Source organism: Agrococcus sp. TSP3-2-1, assembly GCF_049897585.1.
Classification (GTDB): Bacteria; Actinomycetota; Actinomycetes; order Actinomycetales; family Microbacteriaceae; genus Agrococcus.
In genome coordinates this window covers 227,518-245,179 of the sequence record NZ_JAFCWN010000002.1, presented here as the reverse complement: position 1 = coordinate 245,179, position 17,662 = coordinate 227,518, and the positions used below count along the sequence as shown (strand labels likewise).

Here is a 17,662-nt window from a genome sequence, read left to right as displayed (position 1 = left end):
TTCGGTCCGTGAGCGGTCGATGCCGCGCGTCCGAGCCGCCGATCGAGCGTTGCTGCGGACGCGGCGTCGGCAGAGCCGCGGGCGGGCGCAGCTGACCGCTCGAACGCGGAAGCGACCGCTCGAACGCGGAAGTGACCGCTCGAAGGCCGAAGTGACCGCTCGAGCGCGGAAGCGACCGCTCGAGCGCGCGGACGTGAGCGGTCAGTCGTCGGCGCGCGTGAGGAGGGCGACCGGCAGTGTCGAGAGGAGGTCGGCGAGCCGGGTCTCCCCGCCGCGCAGCTCCTTCGTCGTCAGCAGCTCGCGCCAGCGGCCCTCGGGCAGCTGGATCGTCGTGTCGCTCCAGCCGCCGCGCTCGGCGAGCCCGATCGGCATGCGCGTCGCGACTGCGATCGCCCCGCCGCGGTCGAACGCGATCGCGTGCGCGGCCGCCTCGCCGTGCGGCAGGATCGGCGCGTAGCCCGCGAAGCGCTCGGGGTGATCGCGGCGCAAGCGCAGCGCCTCGCGCACGAGCCTGGTCTTCGCGACCTCGAGGTCCCACCCGCCCGACAGGGGCGAGCGCGCGGACTCGCGCAGCGCATCCATCCGCTCCCAATCGATCGGGCGGCGGTTGTCGGGGTCGACGAGCGACTGCTCGAGCGCCTCGGAGCCCTGGTACACGTCGGGGAACCCGGGGATCGTGAGGCTCAGCAGCTTCGCGCTCAGCACGTTCGCGCGGAAGCCCGCGTCGGTCGCCTCGAGGAACGCCTCGACGTCGCGGCTCGCCGGCTCCCGCAGCACCTGCCGCACGAGGTCGGTGAGGTTGGCCTCGAACTCCGCGTCGGGGGCCGTCCAGTGCGTGATGTCGTCGGCCTCGCGCGCCGCCTTCTCCATGTAGGCCAGCAGCCGCTCCTCGCTCGCCGGCCACGCGCCGACGATCGCCTGCAGCAGCAGGTTCACGAAGGGCCGGCCCTGCTTCGGCGCGAAGACGAGCAGCTTGTCGAGCAGGGCCTCCCACTCGCCCGGCACCTCGGAGATCGTCGTGATGCGCGCGCGCACGTCCTCGCCGCGCTTCGTGTCGTGGGTCGAGAGCGCGTTCATCGCGAGCGGCCACTCCTGCTGGCGCTTCGCCATCGAGGAGTGGAACTCGTCGACCTCGACGGAGAACACCTCCGGATCGCCGCCCACCTCGTTGAGGCTCGTGAGCCTCGAGTAGCGGTAGAACGCGGTGTCCTCGACGCCCTTCGCCATCACCATGCCGCTCGTCTGCTGGAAGCGCAGCGCGGCGGGCTGCTCGGGGTTGCCGAGCAGCGGGAGCAGCGCGTCGATCGCGTCGGCGAGGTCGGGCCGGTGCTGCTTCGCGAGCTCGGCCGCGCGGCCGAGGTGGTCGCGCCCCTCGGGCAGGTAGGAGCGGTAGACGGGGAAGCACGCGAGCAGCTCGGCGATCGCGTCGGCTGCGTCGGCCGGCGCGCCCCGATCGCCCCACGCATCCGCCGCGCGCACCTCGCGCTCGAGCCGCAGCACCTCGGCGCGCAGGATGCCGTCGGCGATGCCGCGCTTCGTGCCGTGGATCATCTCGGCCCAGTCGACGCGCTCGCCGCCGCGCAGCCGCGCGTCGAGCGCGTCGAGCGGCTCGGCCCCGGCGGGGTCGGTGAGCACGCGGTCGATGAGCCCGAGCGTGTCGTAGCCGGTCGTGCCGGCGGTCGCCCAGCGCGGCAGCTCCTCCCCCGGCTCGAGGATCTTCTCGACGAGCACGAACGCGCCGCCCGTGAGCCGGTCGAGGTCGTCGAGGTAGCCCGCGGGGTCGCGCAAGCCGTCCGGGTGGTCGACGCGCAGGCCCTGCACGAGCCGCTCGTCGAACCAGCGCGCGATCTCGGCGTGCGTCGCCTCGAAGACCTCGGGCAGCTCGACCCGCACGGCGGCGAGCGTCGAGACGGCGAAGAAGCGCCGGTAGTTCAGCTGGTCGTCGCCCTGCTTCCAGTGCCCGAGCCGGTAGTGCTGCCGCTCGAGCACCTCTTGCGGCGTGCCCTCGCCGGTGCCGGGTGCGATCGGCAGCCGCGTGTCCCAGTACCTGAGTGCCTCGCCGCCGACCTCGATGGCGAGGTGGCCGACGGTGCCGTCCTCCGACCAGTCGTCGTCGCCGACGATCGGCAGCAGCAGCTTGCCGCCGCCCGCGTCCCAGTCGACGTCGAAGTACGGCGCGATCGCGCTCTCGCGCCCCTCTCGCAGCAGCTGCCACCACCACGCGTTGTGCTCGGGCACCGCGACACCCATGTGGTTCGGCACGATGTCGACGAGCACGCCCATGCCGAGCCTGCGCGCCTCCTGCGCCACCGCATCCAGCCCCTCAGAGCCGCCGCGCGACGCGTCGATCCGCGCGTGCGAGACGACGTCGTAGCCGTGGTTCGAGCCGGGCTCGGCGTCGAGGATCGGCGAGAGGTACACCCAGTCGACCCCGAGATCGGCGAGCGCCTCGAGCCGGGCGGCCGCGTCGAGGAGCGTGAACTCCTCGCTGATCTGCAGTCGGTAGGTGCTCTGCGGCGCGTGCACGGATCTCCTCAGTCCTGGGGCTCGGATGCGTCGGCGGCGACCGTGGGGATCGCACCGGTCGCGAGACCGTTCGTCGCCGCGATCGAGGCCGCGACCGAGAAGTCCTGCTCGACCGGCGGCCGGTGCTCGCGGAGCACGAGCAGCGCGCGCGGCGCGATGCGGAGCGCGTTGCCGGCATCGACGCGGCCGTCGTGCGGCTCGTGCGCGCCGGTGTCGATCAGCACGTCCCACGCCTCCGAGTACTCGCTCGGCGGCAGCGTGAGCTCGCGCTCCTCGTCCGAGGCGCTGCAGTAGATGAGGAAGTGGTCGTCGACGATCTGCTCGCCGCGCTCGCCGCGGCCGGCGATGCCGTGGCCGTTCAGGTACATGCCGACGGTCTTCTCGCTCGCCGCGGCATCCCAGTCGCCGTCCTCCATCGGGGTGCCGTCGCCGCGCAGCCACACGATGTCGTTGAGCCGCTCGCCGTTGCCCGTGCGCACCGTCGTGCCGGTGAAGAAGCGCTTCCGGCGGAAGGTCGGGTGGTCATGGCGCAGCTGCGCGATCGCGGCCGTGAACTCGATGAGCGGCTGGTCGATCGCCGACCAGTCGATCCAGCTGAGCTCGGAGTCCTGCGCGTAGGTGTTGTTGTTGCCCTGCTGCGTGCGGCCGAGCTCGTCGCCGTGCAGGATCATCGGCACGCCCTGGCTCAGCAGCAGCGTCGCGAGGAAGTTGCGCTGCTGGCGGGCGCGGATCGCGAGGATCTCGGGGTCGTCGGTCGGCCCCTCGACGCCGTAGTTGTAGGAGCGGTTGTGGCTCTCGCCGTCGTTGCCGTCCTCGCCGTTGGCCTCGTTGTGCTTCTCGTTGTAGCTGACGAGGTCGCGGAGCGTGAAGCCGTCGTGCGCGGTGACGAAGTTGATGGATGCGACGGGCCGGCGACCGGAGTGCTCGTACAGGTCGGCGGAGCCGGCCAGGCGGCTCGCGAACTCCCCGAGCGCGGTCGGCTCCCCGCGCCAGAAGTCGCGCACCTGGTCGCGGTACTTGCCGTTCCACTCCGTCCACTGCGGCGGGAAGTTGCCCACCTGGTAGCCGCCCGGGCCGATGTCCCACGGCTCGGCGATGAGCTTGACCTGGCTGATCACCGGGTCCTGCTGCACGAGCTCGAAGAAGGTCGACAGCCGGTCGACGTCGTAGAACTCGCGCGCGAGCGTGGAGGCGAGGTCGAAGCGGAAGCCGTCGACGTGCATCTCGGTCACCCAGTAGCGCAGGCTGTCCATGATCATCTGCAGCGCGTGCGGGTGGGCGACGTTGAGGCTGTTGCCCGTGCCGGTGTAGTCCATGTAGAACTGCTCGTCGCCCTCGACGAGCCGGTAGTAGGCCTGGTTGTCGATGCCGCGCCACGAGAGCGTCGGGCCCATGTGGTTGCCCTCGGCGGTGTGGTTGTAGACGACGTCGAGGATGACCTCGATGCCGGCGGCGTGCAGCGCCTTCACCATCGCCTTGAACTCCTGCACCTGCTGGCCGCGCTCGCCCGTCCCCGCGTACTCCGCGTGCGGGGCGAAGAAGCTCAAGGTGTTGTAGCCCCAGTAGTTGCGCAGGCCCTTCTCGAGCAGCACCGCGTCGTGCACGAACTGGTGCACGGGCATGAGCTCGATCGCCGTCACCCCGATCTTCTGCAGGTGGGCGATGATCGACGGATGCGCGAGGCCCGCGTAGGTGCCCCGGAGCGCCTCGGGCAGGTCGGGGTGGGTCTGCGTGAGCCCCTTGACGTGCGCCTCGTAGATGACCGTCTCGTTGTAGGGCGTGCGCGGGTAGCGGTCGCCCGTCCAGTCGAAGAACGGGTTGATGACGACGCCCTTGACCATGTGCGGCGCGGAGTCGTCGTCGTTGCGGCTCAGCGGATCGCCGAAGTTGTAGCTGTGGAGCGGCTGGCCCCACTCGATCGTGCCGCTCGTCGCCTTCGCGTAGGGGTCGAGGAGGAGCTTCGCCGGGTTGTGGCGCAGCCCGCGCTCGGGCTCGTACGGGCCGTGCACGCGGTACCCGTAGCGCTGACCGGGCTGCACGCTCGGGAGGTAGGCGTGCCAGACGAAGGCGTCGACCTCGGTCAGCTCGACACGGGTCTCGACGTCGTCGTCGTCGAAGAGGCACAGCTCGACGCGCTCGGCCGACTCGGTGAAGATGGCGAAGTTCGTGCCGGTGCCGTCGAAGGTCGCACCCAGCGGGTACGGCTCGCCGGGCCAGACCTGGAGCTCAGGGGCGGAAGCGGTGTCAGTCATCGGGCTGAGTGTATGGCGGGGTGCCTGTGGTACTGCTGGGGGCGGTCGCATCGCGAGCCCCGCCGAGAGCCGACGCCCGGGACGGGCGTCGGAGCTGGGGTCGCGGTCGAGGCCCGAAAGGGCCTCGACCCTCAGCTCCACCGCTCAGTCCCCGACGACGCGCTCCTCGCCGCCCGTGATGCGCAGCAGCTCCTCGTAGCTCAGCATGAAGACGGTGTCGGCGGTGCCGGCCGCCGCCGAGAGCTGCTCGTAGTCGGCGAGCGCGACGTCGACGATCGTGCGGATGGGCGCGGGATGCCCGAGCGGGGCGACGCCGCCGATCACCTGCCCCGTCGCGGCCCGCACCTGCTCCGGCGTCGCGCGCTCGATCGGGCCGGCGCCGAGCTGCTCGGCGAGCGCGGCCGTGTCGACGCGGTGGCGACCCGACGTCATGACGAGCAGGGGCGCATCCGCCATCCAGAAGATGAGCGAGTTGGCGATCGCGCCGACGTCGATGCCGAGCGCCGCCGCCGCGGCCTTCGCCGTGTGGGTGCCCTCGGGGAAGCGGATGATCTCGCGGACGATGCCGAGCGCGGCGAGCTCTCGCCGGATCGCCTCGGCCCTGGGAGGCAGCGTCATGCTCCCATCCTGCACAACGCAAGCCGCTGGGCAGCGATCCGCCGCGCGCGAGCCGGCCCCGCGCATCCCGTCGCCGGACGCCCGCCGCGGGCTTGCGTCGTGCGTGGGACGGGAGAGGGCGGGGCGGATGCGTGGGCGTGGCTCACGCGATGCGGCTGCCGGGCGCGAGCGTGCGGGCCGGTGCCCGCACGGCGGCGATCGCGCCCCACACCGCCAGCGCCGCGAGCGCGAGGTGGATCGCGAGACCGACGAACCAGCTGGGCACCGTGCGCTCGTACACCTCCTCGGCCGTCTCGCCCTCCCACGTGCCGTTCGGCAGCATCTCCGGGCACTCCTCCATGACCGGCGGCAGCTGCGCGTAGCGCACGCCGAGCGCGAGCTGGCCGAGCAGGTCGTCGGGAGTGCCGTACGCGTCGAAGTGCGGCGGCACCGCGTCGGCGAGGATCACGTAGGGGTTCGCGGCGAGCAGCGGCCACACGCGGTCGGGCCGCGGCACGGTCGTCTCGAACGTGCGATCGGTGACCCGGCACGTCGTCTCGTCGGTCTCCTCGTCCCAGTCCCACGTGACCTCGTTGTGGGTCTCCTCGCTCTGGAAGGCGATCGTCGCGACGCCGAAGCCGATGAGCGTGCCGACGCTGAAGAACGCGACGACGAGGTAGGTGACGACGGTCGAGAGCACGGGTCGGCGGATCAGGCCGGAGAGGCCGACGCCGATCGCCGAGACGACGCCGATCTCGACCACGACGACCGGGATCGCGACCGCGACCGCCTCGATGCGCAGGCCGCCGAGCAGTGCCGAGCCGAGCATGAACGGCGTGCAGACGAGCAGGAAGCCGAGCGAGGCGACCCACGCGCCGAGCACCTTGCCGAGCACGAGCTGCGCGGCGGTGACCTGCGTCACTTGCGTCGCGGCGAGCGTGCCGCCGTCGCGGTCGCCGTTGATGGCGTTGCCGCTCAGCGCGGGCGTCACGAGCGAGGTGACGAGCATGACGAGGAAGATCGTGGTCGAGAAGATCGCGCCGCCGAGGTCGCGCTGGTAGCCGGCGAGCGACAGGAACAGCACGACGATGACGCCGCCGACGACGAGTCCGACGACGACGAGCAGCACGTACCATGCGACGCTCCGCACGCGCTGCGCGAGCTCGAGCCGCACGACCACGCCGAGCATGCGCATCCATGCCCCGACCCCCCGGACGGGAGGGGGCACGGGCGCCGGCGCCTCGGGCGGGGCGGTCGCTGTCTGGCTCATCGGCGGCCTCCCGCGAGTCCGAGGTAGGTGCGCTCGATGTCGCCGACGGCGGGCGCGAAGTGGACGATCGGCACGCCGGCGGCGACGAGGCGCTGCAGCAGGTCGGCGGCGTGCTCCTCCCGGTCGAGCGCGATGAAGGCGACGTCGCCCTCGAGCCACACGCGGTCGAAGGCGACGCCGATGCTCGCGAGCTGATAGCTGAGCGCGCGCGGGTCGAGCGCGCGCACGCGCCACTCGCGCGCCGCTTGCCGGGCGAGCACGAGCCGCTCGCCGCCGACGACCTCGCCGCGGTCGACGAAGACGGCGTCCTGCGCGATCTCGTCGAGCTCCGAGAGGTCGTGGCTCGAGATGAGCACCGTGCCGCCCCCGGCCGCGAAGCCGCGCAGCAGCTCGCGCAGCTCGAGCCGCGACGTCGGGTCGAGCCCGGCCGCCGGCTCGTCGAGCAGCAGCACGCGCGGATCGTGCACGAGCGCGCGGGCGAGGCCGAGCCGCTGCTGCTGGCCGCGCGAGAGCACGCGGCTCGGCCGGTTCGCGAGCTCCTCGAGCCGCGCTTGCACGATGAGCTCGTCGGCGCGATCCCGCGCGGCGTGCTCCGGCAGCCCGTGCAGGCGCCCGACGGTGACGAGGATCTGCCGCGGCGAGAGCGTGCGCCACGTGCCGAGCACGTCGGGCATCCACCCCATCGCGCGCCGCACGGCGCGCGGGTCGCGCACCGGGTCGGCACCGGCGACGCGGATCGCGCCCGCGTCGGGGGCGAGCAGCGACGCGAGCATGAGCATGAGCGTCGTCTTGCCGGCACCGTTCGGGCCGATGAGCCCCGTGACGCGCCCGGTCTTCGCGTGGAAGGTCATCTCGCGCACCGCGTGCACGCCGCCGAAGCTGCGCCGGAGGCCGTCGACGACGATGCCGTCGGCGGCGAGATCGACGCCGTCCTCCTGGCGCACGGGGTGGACGAGTGCCGGGTCGACGAAGACGGGCGGGGCGGATGCGGTGAGCGGCTCGGGCGCGCCGGGGCTCGCGGGCGCGCTCACCACGGCCGCCGTTGGCTGCAGGGACGATCCATAGCCACATCCTGGGGCTCGCGCCCCAGCAGCGGAACAGGCGCGCCCGAAGATCATCCTCGAGCGTGACGCGGCGGCGCGACGGATCGCGGTCCTACCCTGGAGGAGTGCCTGCCTCCGCCCGCTCCCTCCTGCGCGGGATCCCGACCGGCGGGCTGCTCGTGGGCGTGCTGCTCGTGCTGGGCTCGATCGCCTCGGTGCAGCTGGGCGCGTCGATCGCGAAGACGGTGCTCGACCGCATCGACCCCGCCGGGCTCACGCTCCTGCGGCTCGTCTTCGCCGCGCTCGTCGTCCTCGCGATCGCGCGCCCGCGCATCCGCTCGTGGAACGCCGCGGCATGGCGCTCGATCGTCTTCCTCGGGCTCACGCTCGCGGGCATGAACCTGCTGTTCTACCTCGCGCTCCCCCGCATCCCCATCGCGGTCGCGGTGACGGTCGAGCTGCTCGGGCCGCTCGTGCTCGCGCTCGTGCAGTCGCGGCGGGCGGTCGACTTCGCGTGGGTCGGCGTCGCGGCCCTCGGCGTCGGCGTGATCGGCGTGCAGTCGATCGGCGGCGACCTCGACCCGGTGGGCGTGCTGCTCGCGCTCGCGGCGGGCGCGTGCTGGGCCGCCTACATCCTCGCCTCGGCGCAGGTGGGGCAGCGGGTGCCGGGCGTCGGCGGGCTCGCGGGTGCGCTCGTCATCGCGGCCGTCGCGGTGCTGCCCTTCGGGCTCCTGGGCGCGATCGACGCGGTCGCCGCCGACCCGAGCGTGCTGCTGCCCGCGTTCGGGATCGCGATGCTCTCGAGCGCGATCGCCTACGGCCTCGAGCTGCTCGCGCTGCGGCGCGTGCCGACGCGCGTGTTCGGCATCCTCATGGCGCTCGAGCCGGCGTCGGCGGCGCTGTTCGGCTTCCTCGTCATCGGCGAGCTGCTCACCGGTTGGGACCTGCTCGCGATCGCGCTCGTGATCATCGCCTCGGCGGGCGTCGCGCTCACCGCCGCGCGCGCGAGGCGCGAACCGCCGCCCATGACGGGGCCGAGCGGGCTCCAGCTGCCGCCGCTCCCCTGAACCGCTCGGGGCGGAGACGGCGCGGGCGCCGCCTGCCACGATGGATGCGTGGAGGGGCACGACGACGACGCGGCGCGCTGGGCGCCGCCCGAGCGCCGGGCGGCAGCGGGTGCCGGCGGCGACGGTCGCGCCGAGCCGGATGCCCCGTCGGCGGCCGCACCGTGGACGCGCGGGATCCGCCCGCCACGGGAGCCCGCCGACGCATCCGCCCCGCCTAGCGCGGGGCCCGTGCCCGTGCCGGAGCTGCCGTGGGAGCCGCCGCCGGAGCTCGAGCGGCGCGCGCGGCGCGAGCCGCGCATGTGGCCGATCGCCGTCGGCGTCGCGGCGCTCGCGGTGCTCGCGTGCATCCCCCACTGGGTCGCGCCGACCGTGGCGATCATGGTCGCGCTCGTCGGCATCCCGGTCGCGTGGGGCTTCCGCCGCATCTCGCACGGGCGGCGGCGCGTGCAGTACGTCGTCGTGGTGCTGACGCTGCTGCTGACGGTCGCGCTCTCGGTCGCCGCGCCGCTCCTCTGGCTGCGGCTCGGGGTGCTGCAGCCGCTGCAGCTGCCGAGCTGACGCGGACGCGCCGCGACGGCGAAGGCCCGGTCGTCGACCGGGCCTCGTGGAGCGGATGACGGGAATCGAACCCGCGCTATCAGCTTGGGAAGCTGAAGTTCTGCCATTGAACTACATCCGCAGCGCCGCTCTCGCAGCGCCCCCATCGTACGACACCTCGACCGGCCGCGCATCGGTGGCCGGTCGTGGACGGCGCGTGAGGTCGGCGGACCGCTCAGTCGCAGTGCTCGAGCGCCGCCACGCCCGCGCCGAGCGTCCCCTCGGTCCCGAGCAGCAGCACCTCGCTCGGCCGGTAGGTGCTCTCGAGCATGGCGAGCGTGCCGGCCGGCACGCACGTGGGGGTCGAGAGCAGCAGCGGTCCCACCCGGTTCGCGACCGCGACGGCCGCGAGCGCGTCCGGGAAGTCGTGACCCGAGACGAGCAGCACCGTCTCCTGCTCCGCGACGGAGGTCCGTCGCGCAGCGAGCGCGTTGGTCGCGAAGCGGTCGGTGCCCGAGAGCCGCGACGCCCGCAGGCCCGTGACCTCGGTGATCGAGCGCTCGGCCGCGACCGACACCGACGGCGTGCCGCCGACGACGGTGACCGAGACGAGGCTGCGCTCGTCGAGGTAGTCGTGCAGCGCCGGTGCGAGCTCGCCGGGCGGCGTGAGCAGCACCGGCGCGCCGCGCAGGGCAGCGATCGGCGCGGCGCTCAGCGCATCGGCGAAGCGAAGGCCGGAGGCGATGAACGCATCGGCTGAACCGGGGAACGCATCGCGGGCGATCGCGGCGCTCGTCGCGTACCGGTCGGCGCCCGCGACCCGATCGACCTGCGCGAGCGGCATCAGCTCGCGGACGGCGGCCTCGACGCCCGCAGAGATCGCCCCGTAGCCGCCGACGACGACGACCCTCGCGGGAGCGAGCCGGGCGAGCTCCTCGCCGACCGGCGGCGGCAGCTGCTCGCGCCGGGTCAGCAGCAGGGCACCACCGGGCTGAGCCGCGGCTGGGGCCGCGCTCAGCGCATCGGCGAAGGCCTCGCCCGAGACGAGGTAGGCGGTCTGCGTGACCGCTGGGTCGTTGTAGCGGCGAGAGAGCAGCACCGCGGACTCGAAGCGGTCGGCGCCCGCGATCCGCGACACCGTCGGTCCGGTCGGGACGGGCGGCGCGGCCGGCTCGAGGCTCGCCGCCCCCTCGGCGCCGATCGCGTCGAGCCACGTGCGCACGTCGACGAACGCGTCGATCGCGTCCGCATCCCGGTAGCGCCCGAAGTGCACGGTGCCGTACATCTTCCCGTCGTCGCCCATCGCGATGCCGACGCCCATGACGGTGAAGTCGCGCGTCAGCGCGGCCTCGTGCGGCGGCGACGCGATCCACTGGTCGACGAGCCCGAGGGCGTCGCGATCCCAGCGCGACGCGATGATCTCGCCCTCGCGGGACGAGCCGCGCGGGAGGTGCGACCCCGGGTCGGGGCTGTGGGCGAAGACGCCCGTCTCGGCCATCTCGAGGCTCCACTCGAGCGACCCCTCCGAGATCTCGGGCGAGAACAGCAGCGGCTCGAGGTCCTTCGCCGCGCGGTAGGCGTTGATGCCGTCGAAGACCGCGGCGACGCGCTCGACCTGCGCGGGCACCTCGGGCGGTGCGGGCGCCGGCGTCGGCGCGGCGGCGATGACGCCGATGCCTACCATCGCGGCGGTCACGACCGCCAGCAGCTGCTGCTTCATCGGGAGTCCCCCGGCCCGTGTCGGCCGTCCCCGTCGACGGCGCGCAGGGGCAACGTAACACCGTCCGCACTGTCCCCCAGCGCTCTCGGCGACTCTTGAGCGAAGCCTGCACGAAGACGGCGACGCCCAGCATCGGCTCATCGCGCGATCAATCGGCCGCGCCTCCCGCGCGGCTCGCGACTACGGCGTGGACGGCTTGTGGGGGTGCGCGACGACGTCGGCCTGATCCGGGTGCTTCTCGAGCCACCGCTGCACGAACGTGCACTGCGGCACGATCCGTCGACCGGCCTCGCGCGCCTCCCCGATCGCGAACGCGGCGAGCGCGCTGCCGACGCCGTGGCCGCCGAACGCCTCCCCCACGACGGTGTGCTGGAGCGTGCGCTCCCCCGTCTCCTCGTCATCCGCGTACGAGAGCACCCCGGCGAGCTGGCTGCCGATGTGCGCCTCGAAGCGCGAGCGGTCAGAGTCGTCGCCGACGACCACGTGGGTGCCGGACGCTGCGGGTTCGGTCATGCCGCCCATCCAACCCCGAAGGCGGATGGGCGGCAAGGCTCACGCGGAGCTGTCGCGCTGTGGGTGGGTGTGCCCCGTCACCGCGTCGTCGGCGCTGCCGCGCACGGGGGTCGCGTAGGTGCGCACGTGGAGCCGCACCGCCTCCTCCTCATCGGCCTTGCCCTGGCGCTTGCGGCGGCGGGCCGCTGCCGCGAGGTTGAGGCTCTCGACGAGCACCGCGAACACCATCGGGCCGTAGATGAAGGCCTTGTCGATGTGGAAGCCGAAGCCCTCGGCGATGAGGAAGACGCCGATGAGCAGCAGGAACGACAGCGCGAGCATCTTGACCGTCGGGTGGCGGTTGACGAACTCGAAGATGTAGCGGGCGGCGAAGAGCAGGAGGCCGAACGAGACGAGGACCGCGGTGATGATGACGACCATGTTGCTCGTCATGCCGACCGCGGTGATGACGGAGTCGAGTGAGAAGACGAGGTCGAGTGCGAGGATCTGCGCGATCACGGCGCCGAAGGTGGCCTTCCCGGCGCGCGGGCCGTGCCCCTCCTCCTCGCCCTCCAGCTTGAGGTGGATCTCGTGGACGGCCTTGTAGAGCAGGAACCCGCCGCCGATGAGGATGAGCTCTCGGCCCGAGAAGCCCATCCCGAAGAGCGTGAAGAGCTCGTCGTTGAGGGTGATGATCCAGCCTGCGAGCAGCACGAGGCCGACGCGCATGACCATCGCGAGCGTGAGCCCGAGGGTGCGAGCCTTCGCCTGCTGCGACTCGGGCAGCTTCGAGGCGAGGATCGAGATGAAGATGACGTTGTCGACGCCGAGGACGATCTCGAGCACGAACAGCGTCAGGAAGACGGCGATGAGATCCGGCGTGACTTCGAGAGAGAAGTCCATGGTGGCTCAGCAGACTACGGGCGCAAGGTGAACGGCACCTTGGAAGCGCGGAGCGCGACGGCGGTCAGCCGTCGCGCTCCCGTCGGCTCAGCCGGCGAGCGTGCCCGCGAGCCAGGCGCGCTCGTCGCCCGTCCAGCGGTTGATGCCGACATCGCGCTGCGCCGTCTCGCGGTGCATGCGGGTGAACGCGGGCATGAAGACCCGGTTCACCTCGTCGAGCCGGTCCTGCTCCTCGCGGATGCGGTCGGCGACGGTGAGGAACTCGGCGATGACCGCGTCCTCGTCGATGAGCGTGAGCCTCCCGTGCTCGACCGTGACGACGCCGTCGACCATGACCCGCACGATCGACGATCCGTTCTCGCTGTAGACGAGGTGGTTCTCGAGCGTGTTGCGGGGCAGGAACGCGAGCGTCGACGTGTCGAACATCGTGAGGTCGGCTCGCTTGCCGACCTCGAGCGAGCCGACCGCGTGGTCGAGCACCGCCGAGCGTGCGCCGCCGATCGTCGCCGCGCGGAGCACCTCGTCGACGGTCGGCCACGCCTCGAAGTCGGGCTCGCTCACCTTGTGCAGCAGGGCGGCCATCTTCATGACCTCCATGAGCCGCGGGGTGTCGCTCGACGAGCACCCGTCGGTGCCGAGTCCCAGGTTCACGCCGTGCCGGTGGTAGTCGCGCCACGGCAGGATGCCGGAGCCGAGCTTGAGGTTCGAGATCGCGTTGTGCGACACCGAGACCTGCTTAGCGGCGATCCGCGCGATGTCGTCGTCGGTCACCCAGATGCCGTGCGCGAAGGTCGTGTTCCGCGACAGCGCCCCGATCTCGTCGAGGTGCTGCACGAGCGTGCGGTCGTAGAGCCCCGTCCCGGTCACCGCTTGCGTCTTCGTCTCGAGCACGTGGATGTGCATCTCGGCGTCGAACTCCTGCGCGAGGGCGTTCGCGCCGACCAGCAGCTCGTCGGTGCAGCGCTGCGGCCCCGACGGAGCCACCATGTAGCGCAGCCGGCCGTTCGCCCGTCCGTGGTGGTCGGCGAACGCCTGCCGCGAGAAGTCGAGGTACTCGCGTGCCGTGAGCACCTGCTGCGCGCGCACCTGCTGCACGACGTCGTCTGGCAGCCAGTCGGCGACGAACGGGAGCGTGTCGACGAAGGGGCGGTTGATGATGTGCCCCGAGACGTTCGCGCGGATGCCGATCGCCTCGTAGGCGTCCACGACAGCGCCGAGCTGCGCGGCATCCTGGCCCGGCGTCTCGAGCACGTCGTCGACGAGCGTGGTGACGCCGTGCTTCATCGACTCCATCGCGAACATGAGCGTGCGCAGCCGGATGACGTCGGGCGGTAGCGGCGAGCCGCCCAGGATCGGGTACGACAGCAGCATCCACAGTTCGAGCGGGAGGTTGTCGTAGCGCCCCTTGTAGAGGTGCTCCCACGAATGGGTGTGGGCGTTGACGAAGCCCGGCGTGATGAGCAGCCCCGTCGCGTCGATGACCTGGTCGCCGGGCTGCGCGTCGAGGGCCGGCGCGATGGCGGCGATCGCGCCGTCGGCGACGCGGATGTCGCGGCGGACCGCCGTCGACCCGGTCGAGGCGTCCATCGTGATGACCTCGCCGCCGCGGATGAGCGTGCCCATCAGGCGGCCTCGACGGTCTGGGCCGGCGCACGCATGGCGCGGGTGATCGCGTCCGCGACCGGCACCGCGAGGATCGCGACGAGGATGCCCTGGAGCGCCGGGCTGCCGATGCCGGTCAGCGACCCGAAGAACGCAGCTGCGGTGCCGAGCAGGTAGGCGGCGACGCCGGGCCAGCGGAACGCGGGCACCGTGTCGAGGTGCGTGCCCGGGTCGCGCAGCCTCCAGGTGAAGAGGAAGGTACCGATCACCGCGCCGCCGAGCGGCGGGATGACGGTGCCGAGCAGCACGAGGAAGCCCGTCATCGCGTCCGCCACGTTCGTGACCGCGAGCGCGATGCCGATGACGACCCCGCCGATGATGAACGGGCGCTTGTTCGCGACGCCGAAGAGCTCGGCGCCGGCGACGCCGAACGCGTACGCGGCGTTGTCGTTCGTGGTCCAGAGGTTGAACACGAGCAGGAAGACCGCGAGCACTGCGAGGCCGAGACCCAGCAGGAGATTCGTGAAGTCGGGCTCGCCGAACGCGATCGCACCGATGCCGCCGAAGAAGAGCATCGCGAACTCGATGGCGAGCACCACGCCGATGCAGGTGATGAACGCGGTGGTCGCCTTCTTGGAGAACCGGGTCCAGTTGCCGATCTGCGTGCCGCCCGAGATGAAGGTGCTGATCATCATCGTGATGGCGAGTCCGGGCGAGATCGAGCCGTCACCCTGGGTCGCCCACATGCTGGCCCAGCCGCCCACCTCGTCGACCGAGAGCGTCATGACCCAGAAGCAGAGGCCGAGCATGAGCGGGACGGAGACCCACGAGAGGATCTCGATGCCCTTGAAGCCCCAGTAGGCGGTGGTGGCCATGAGGAGGCCTCCGAGGATCGCGAGCGGCCAGCTGACGTCCCAGCCGAGGGCGGAGGCGAGCAGGTTGGCGAAGATGCCGACGGTGATGCCGTACCAGCCGACCTGCGTGCCGCCCAGCACGATCGACGCCCACTTGCCGCCGACGCGGCCGAGCACGAGGCGCGCGAGCAGCACGGTCGAGAGGCCGGTGCGGGCGCTCACGGCGCCCATCGTGGAGACGTAGAGGGCGAGCACGATCGAGGCGATGATCGCGAGGGTCACGAATCCCGCGAAGCCGAAGGCGCCCGCGACGGCGCCGCCGGTGACCATGGTCGGGGTGAAGAACAGGAAGCCGGCGACGACGACGAGCACGCCGAACCAGCCCTGTCGGGCGGAGAGCGGCACGCGCGTCAGCGGGTAGTCGGTGTCGATGCGCGCGGCCGGCGCGTCGGGGCCGGCGGCGGTCGCCTCGGGCCTGCTGGCGGTGGTGGTCATGCGGACTCCTTCTGCTGGTGCCCTCATCCGACCTCGCCCTTGTGACGGCGGTGTTTCGTCGGCGCGAAGAGTGGCCCCCAGGATGCCTTCGCCCGGGCGGAGGTGGAGCGCGCTCCACCGGGCCGCAATCGGGGCGAAACGCGCTCGACATGCACCCGCCCTAGCGTCGCGGTCATGGCCGCCGCCACCGCATCCGCCCGCATCGCGGTCGCCGACGTCCTCGCGTGGGACGACCTCGAGCTGCGGCTCGTCGGCCGCGCGGCGGGGCTCGATCGCGACGTGCGCTGGGCGCTCACGACCGAGCTGCTCGACCCGAGCCCCTACCTGCAGGGCGGCGAGCTCGTGCTGACGACCGGGATGTCGCTGCGCAGCCCGCGCGACTGCGCCGCGTTCGTCGGGGCGATCGCGGGGACGAGGCCGGCCGCGATCGGCTTCGCGATCGGGGCGGGCGCTGACGAGGTGCCGGATGCGCTCGTCGCGGCAGCGAACCGGTCGGGCCTCGCCGTGCTCGCCGTGCCGCCCTCGGTCGCGTTCGTCTCCATCACCGAGCGGATCGCGATCGAGCGGGCGCGCTTCGACGCGCGCGCGAGCGAGCGACAGGCGGCGGGCGCGCTCATCGATGCGGTGCGGCGCGGCCTCGCGAGCGGCGCGGTGCTGCTCCCGCTGCTGCACCGGGTCGGCGGCGACGAGTGGTCGGTCGTCGTGACCGGCGTCTCGCGCGTGTCCGAGCCGGCCGGCGCGGCGGTGGTCGGCACGATCGACGACCTCGCCGTCGCGATCGTGCGTCCCTACGACCTGGAGGCGACGCTCGGCGCAGCGGGCGGCGCGAGCGGGTGGAGCGGGCCGGTCGACGTCCGCGGCCTCGCGGGCGCCATCCGAGAGGCCGTCGTCGCGCACCGGCTCGGCCTCCGCAGCGGCGTGACGACAGGGCCCCGGCAGCTCGCCTCGTGGGACGGGCTCCTGCAGCGGCTGACCGACGAGCAGCTCGCGCCGTTCCGCGCGCACGTGCTCGAGCCGCTCGTCGCCTACGACCGGCGGGCACACGCACGGCTCGTCGACACCGTCGAGGCCTTCCTCGCCCACGACGCGTCGGTGCAGGAGTCGGCGGCCGCGCTCTTCGTCCACGCCAACACGGTGCGGAAGCGCTTGGCGCGCGTGCACGCGGTCGTCGGCCTCGACGCGCTCGACGGTCGCGATCGCACCACGCTCGCGATCGCGCTCGCGTGCCGGCGATAGCGGCCGCCACGGTCACGGCACCCGGTGCAGCCACTCCTTCGTGCCGAACTTCGAGCGGATGCGCTCGTCGGCCTCCGCGAGCTCCGCGTCGGTGAGCGCGCCGTCGGTGCCACCGTAGAGCCTGCGGAAGCTGGCCTTCAGCGCATCCTGCACCGCCGGCTTCTCCATGCCGGTCTGGGAGCGCAGCGGGTCGACGCGCTTCTTCGCGCTCGTGGTGCCCTTGTCGGAGAGCTTCTCCTTGCCGATGCGCAGCACCTCGGTCATCTTGTCCGCGTCGATGTCGTACGACATCGTCGCGTGGTGCAGCACGGCGCCGCCCGCGAGCCGCTTCTGCGCCGCGCCGCCGATCTTGCCCTTCGCCGAGGTGATGTCGTTGAGCGGCGCGTAGAACGCGTCGATGCCGAGCCCCTTGAGCGCCTCGATGACCCACGCATCCAGGAAGGCGTAGGAGTCCTGGAAGCTCATCCCCGAGACGAGGTCGCCGGGCACGTAGAGCGAGTACGTGATCGCGTTGTTCGGCTCCGAGAACATCGCGCCGCCGCCGGTGATGCGGCGCAGCACGGGGATGCCGTGTCGGTCGGCGGCGTCGGGCTCGACCTCGTTCTTGAACGACTGGAACGAGCCGAGGTAGACGGCGGGGCCCGACAGGTTCCAGAACCGCAGCGTCGGGCCGCGGTTGCCCTTGCCGACCTCCTCCGTGAGCACCTCGTCGAGCGCGACGTGCACGATCGGCAGGCGCGGCTCGTCGTCGATGATCGTCCACTCGTAGTCGCTGAACGAGCTCGCGTGCTGCAGCGCGCGCCGGATCGCGACGCCGACCGACTCGGGCGTGAAGCCGAGCAGCACCGCTTCCTGCGGCAGCGCGCGCTTGATCGCATCGCCGATCTCGGCGGCGGTCGCGGTGACCGGCAGGCCGTCGACGGCCGCGTCGATCGTGGCGAGCGCGTCGTCGGGCTCGAGGAAGAAGTCGCCCGCGAGGCGGAAGCCGGCGATGCGGCCGTCCTGCTCCTCGAGGTCGACCACCACGAGCTTTCCGCCGGGGACCTTGTACTCGCCGTGCATGGCCCC

At 72.4% G+C, this 17,662-nt stretch carries 14 protein-coding genes and 1 tRNA gene; 3 read left to right on the top strand and 12 right to left on the bottom strand.

Features of this window, described 5'->3' with window-relative positions:
• Positions 1-201: 201 nt before the first annotated feature.
• The 5 genes from treY to ACP7BI_RS03670 form a co-directional block, all read right to left on the bottom strand.
• Positions 202-2,526 (bottom strand): malto-oligosyltrehalose synthase, encoded by a 2,325-nt coding sequence (gene treY, locus ACP7BI_RS03690; RefSeq protein WP_425843830.1) that lies wholly within the window; start codon positions 2,524-2,526, stop codon positions 202-204.
• 8 nt (positions 2,527-2,534) lie between these two features.
• On the bottom strand, positions 2,535-4,778 hold the full coding sequence (glgX, locus tag ACP7BI_RS03685) for a glycogen debranching protein GlgX (RefSeq protein WP_425843828.1): 2,244 nt from the start codon (positions 4,776-4,778) through the stop codon (positions 2,535-2,537).
• A 144-nt stretch (positions 4,779-4,922) separates the two neighbouring features.
• Positions 4,923-5,396, bottom strand: coding sequence for a YbaK/EbsC family protein (locus tag ACP7BI_RS03680; RefSeq protein ID WP_425843826.1), 474 nt, complete (start codon positions 5,394-5,396; stop codon positions 4,923-4,925).
• A 142-nt stretch (positions 5,397-5,538) separates the two neighbouring features.
• Positions 5,539-6,564: an ABC transporter permease gene (locus tag ACP7BI_RS03675; protein ID WP_425843825.1), complete on the bottom strand. Its 1,026-nt coding sequence runs from the start codon at positions 6,562-6,564 to the stop codon at positions 5,539-5,541.
• 77 nt (positions 6,565-6,641) lie between these two features.
• The gene (locus ACP7BI_RS03670) at positions 6,642-7,676 is read right to left on the bottom strand and encodes an ABC transporter ATP-binding protein (RefSeq protein WP_425843823.1); all 1,035 of its coding nucleotides are present in this window, start codon (positions 7,674-7,676) and stop codon (positions 6,642-6,644) included.
• Positions 7,677-7,813: 137 nt separating this feature from the next.
• On the opposite strand from ACP7BI_RS03670, the gene ACP7BI_RS03665 reads away from it, so the two are divergent.
• Both ACP7BI_RS03665 and ACP7BI_RS03660 read left to right on the top strand, forming a co-directional pair.
• Positions 7,814-8,755: an EamA family transporter gene (locus ACP7BI_RS03665; RefSeq protein WP_208064985.1), complete on the top strand. Its 942-nt coding sequence runs from the start codon at positions 7,814-7,816 to the stop codon at positions 8,753-8,755.
• A gap of 48 nt (positions 8,756-8,803) precedes the next feature.
• Entirely contained in the window at positions 8,804-9,313 is a 510-nt protein-coding gene (locus ACP7BI_RS03660; RefSeq protein WP_425843821.1) for a hypothetical protein, read from the top strand.
• 47 nt (positions 9,314-9,360) lie between these two features.
• Here the strand turns inward: ACP7BI_RS03660 and ACP7BI_RS03655 are convergent.
• The 6 genes from ACP7BI_RS03655 to ACP7BI_RS03630 all read right to left on the bottom strand — a co-directional run bounded on the left by ACP7BI_RS03655 (position 9,361) and on the right by ACP7BI_RS03630 (position 15,358).
• Positions 9,361-9,434, bottom strand: a tRNA-Gly gene (locus tag ACP7BI_RS03655).
• 93 nt (positions 9,435-9,527) lie between these two features.
• Positions 9,528-11,012, bottom strand: a complete 1,485-nt coding sequence (locus tag ACP7BI_RS03650; RefSeq protein WP_425843819.1) for a cell wall-binding repeat-containing protein — start codon at positions 11,010-11,012, stop codon at positions 9,528-9,530.
• 180 nt (positions 11,013-11,192) lie between these two features.
• Entirely contained in the window at positions 11,193-11,525 is a 333-nt protein-coding gene (locus tag ACP7BI_RS03645) for a GNAT family N-acetyltransferase (protein ID WP_425843817.1), read from the bottom strand.
• A 39-nt stretch (positions 11,526-11,564) separates the two neighbouring features.
• Positions 11,565-12,407, bottom strand: a complete 843-nt coding sequence (locus tag ACP7BI_RS03640) for a TerC family protein (protein WP_425843816.1) — start codon at positions 12,405-12,407, stop codon at positions 11,565-11,567.
• Positions 12,408-12,494: 87 nt separating this feature from the next.
• Positions 12,495-14,030: an amidohydrolase family protein gene (locus ACP7BI_RS03635; RefSeq protein ID WP_425843814.1), complete on the bottom strand. Its 1,536-nt coding sequence runs from the start codon at positions 14,028-14,030 to the stop codon at positions 12,495-12,497.
• Positions 14,030-15,358, bottom strand: coding sequence for a cytosine permease (locus ACP7BI_RS03630; protein WP_425843813.1), 1,329 nt, complete (start codon positions 15,356-15,358; stop codon positions 14,030-14,032). The genes ACP7BI_RS03635 and ACP7BI_RS03630 overlap by 1 nt, the downstream gene beginning before the upstream one ends.
• Before the next feature lie 174 nt (positions 15,359-15,532).
• Between ACP7BI_RS03630 and ACP7BI_RS03625 the strand changes: the two genes are divergently transcribed.
• Positions 15,533-16,594 carry a PucR family transcriptional regulator gene (locus ACP7BI_RS03625; protein ID WP_425843811.1) on the top strand — a complete coding sequence of 354 codons (1,062 nt, stop codon included), beginning with the start codon at positions 15,533-15,535 and terminating at the stop codon, positions 16,592-16,594.
• Positions 16,595-16,606: 12 nt separating this feature from the next.
• Here ACP7BI_RS03625 and ACP7BI_RS03620 read toward each other — a convergent pair whose 3' ends face one another.
• A complete protein-coding gene (locus ACP7BI_RS03620) occupies positions 16,607-17,656 on the bottom strand; it encodes a lipoate--protein ligase family protein (RefSeq protein WP_425843810.1) in 1,050 nt (349 codons plus the stop codon).
• Positions 17,657-17,662: the final 6 nt, after the last annotated feature.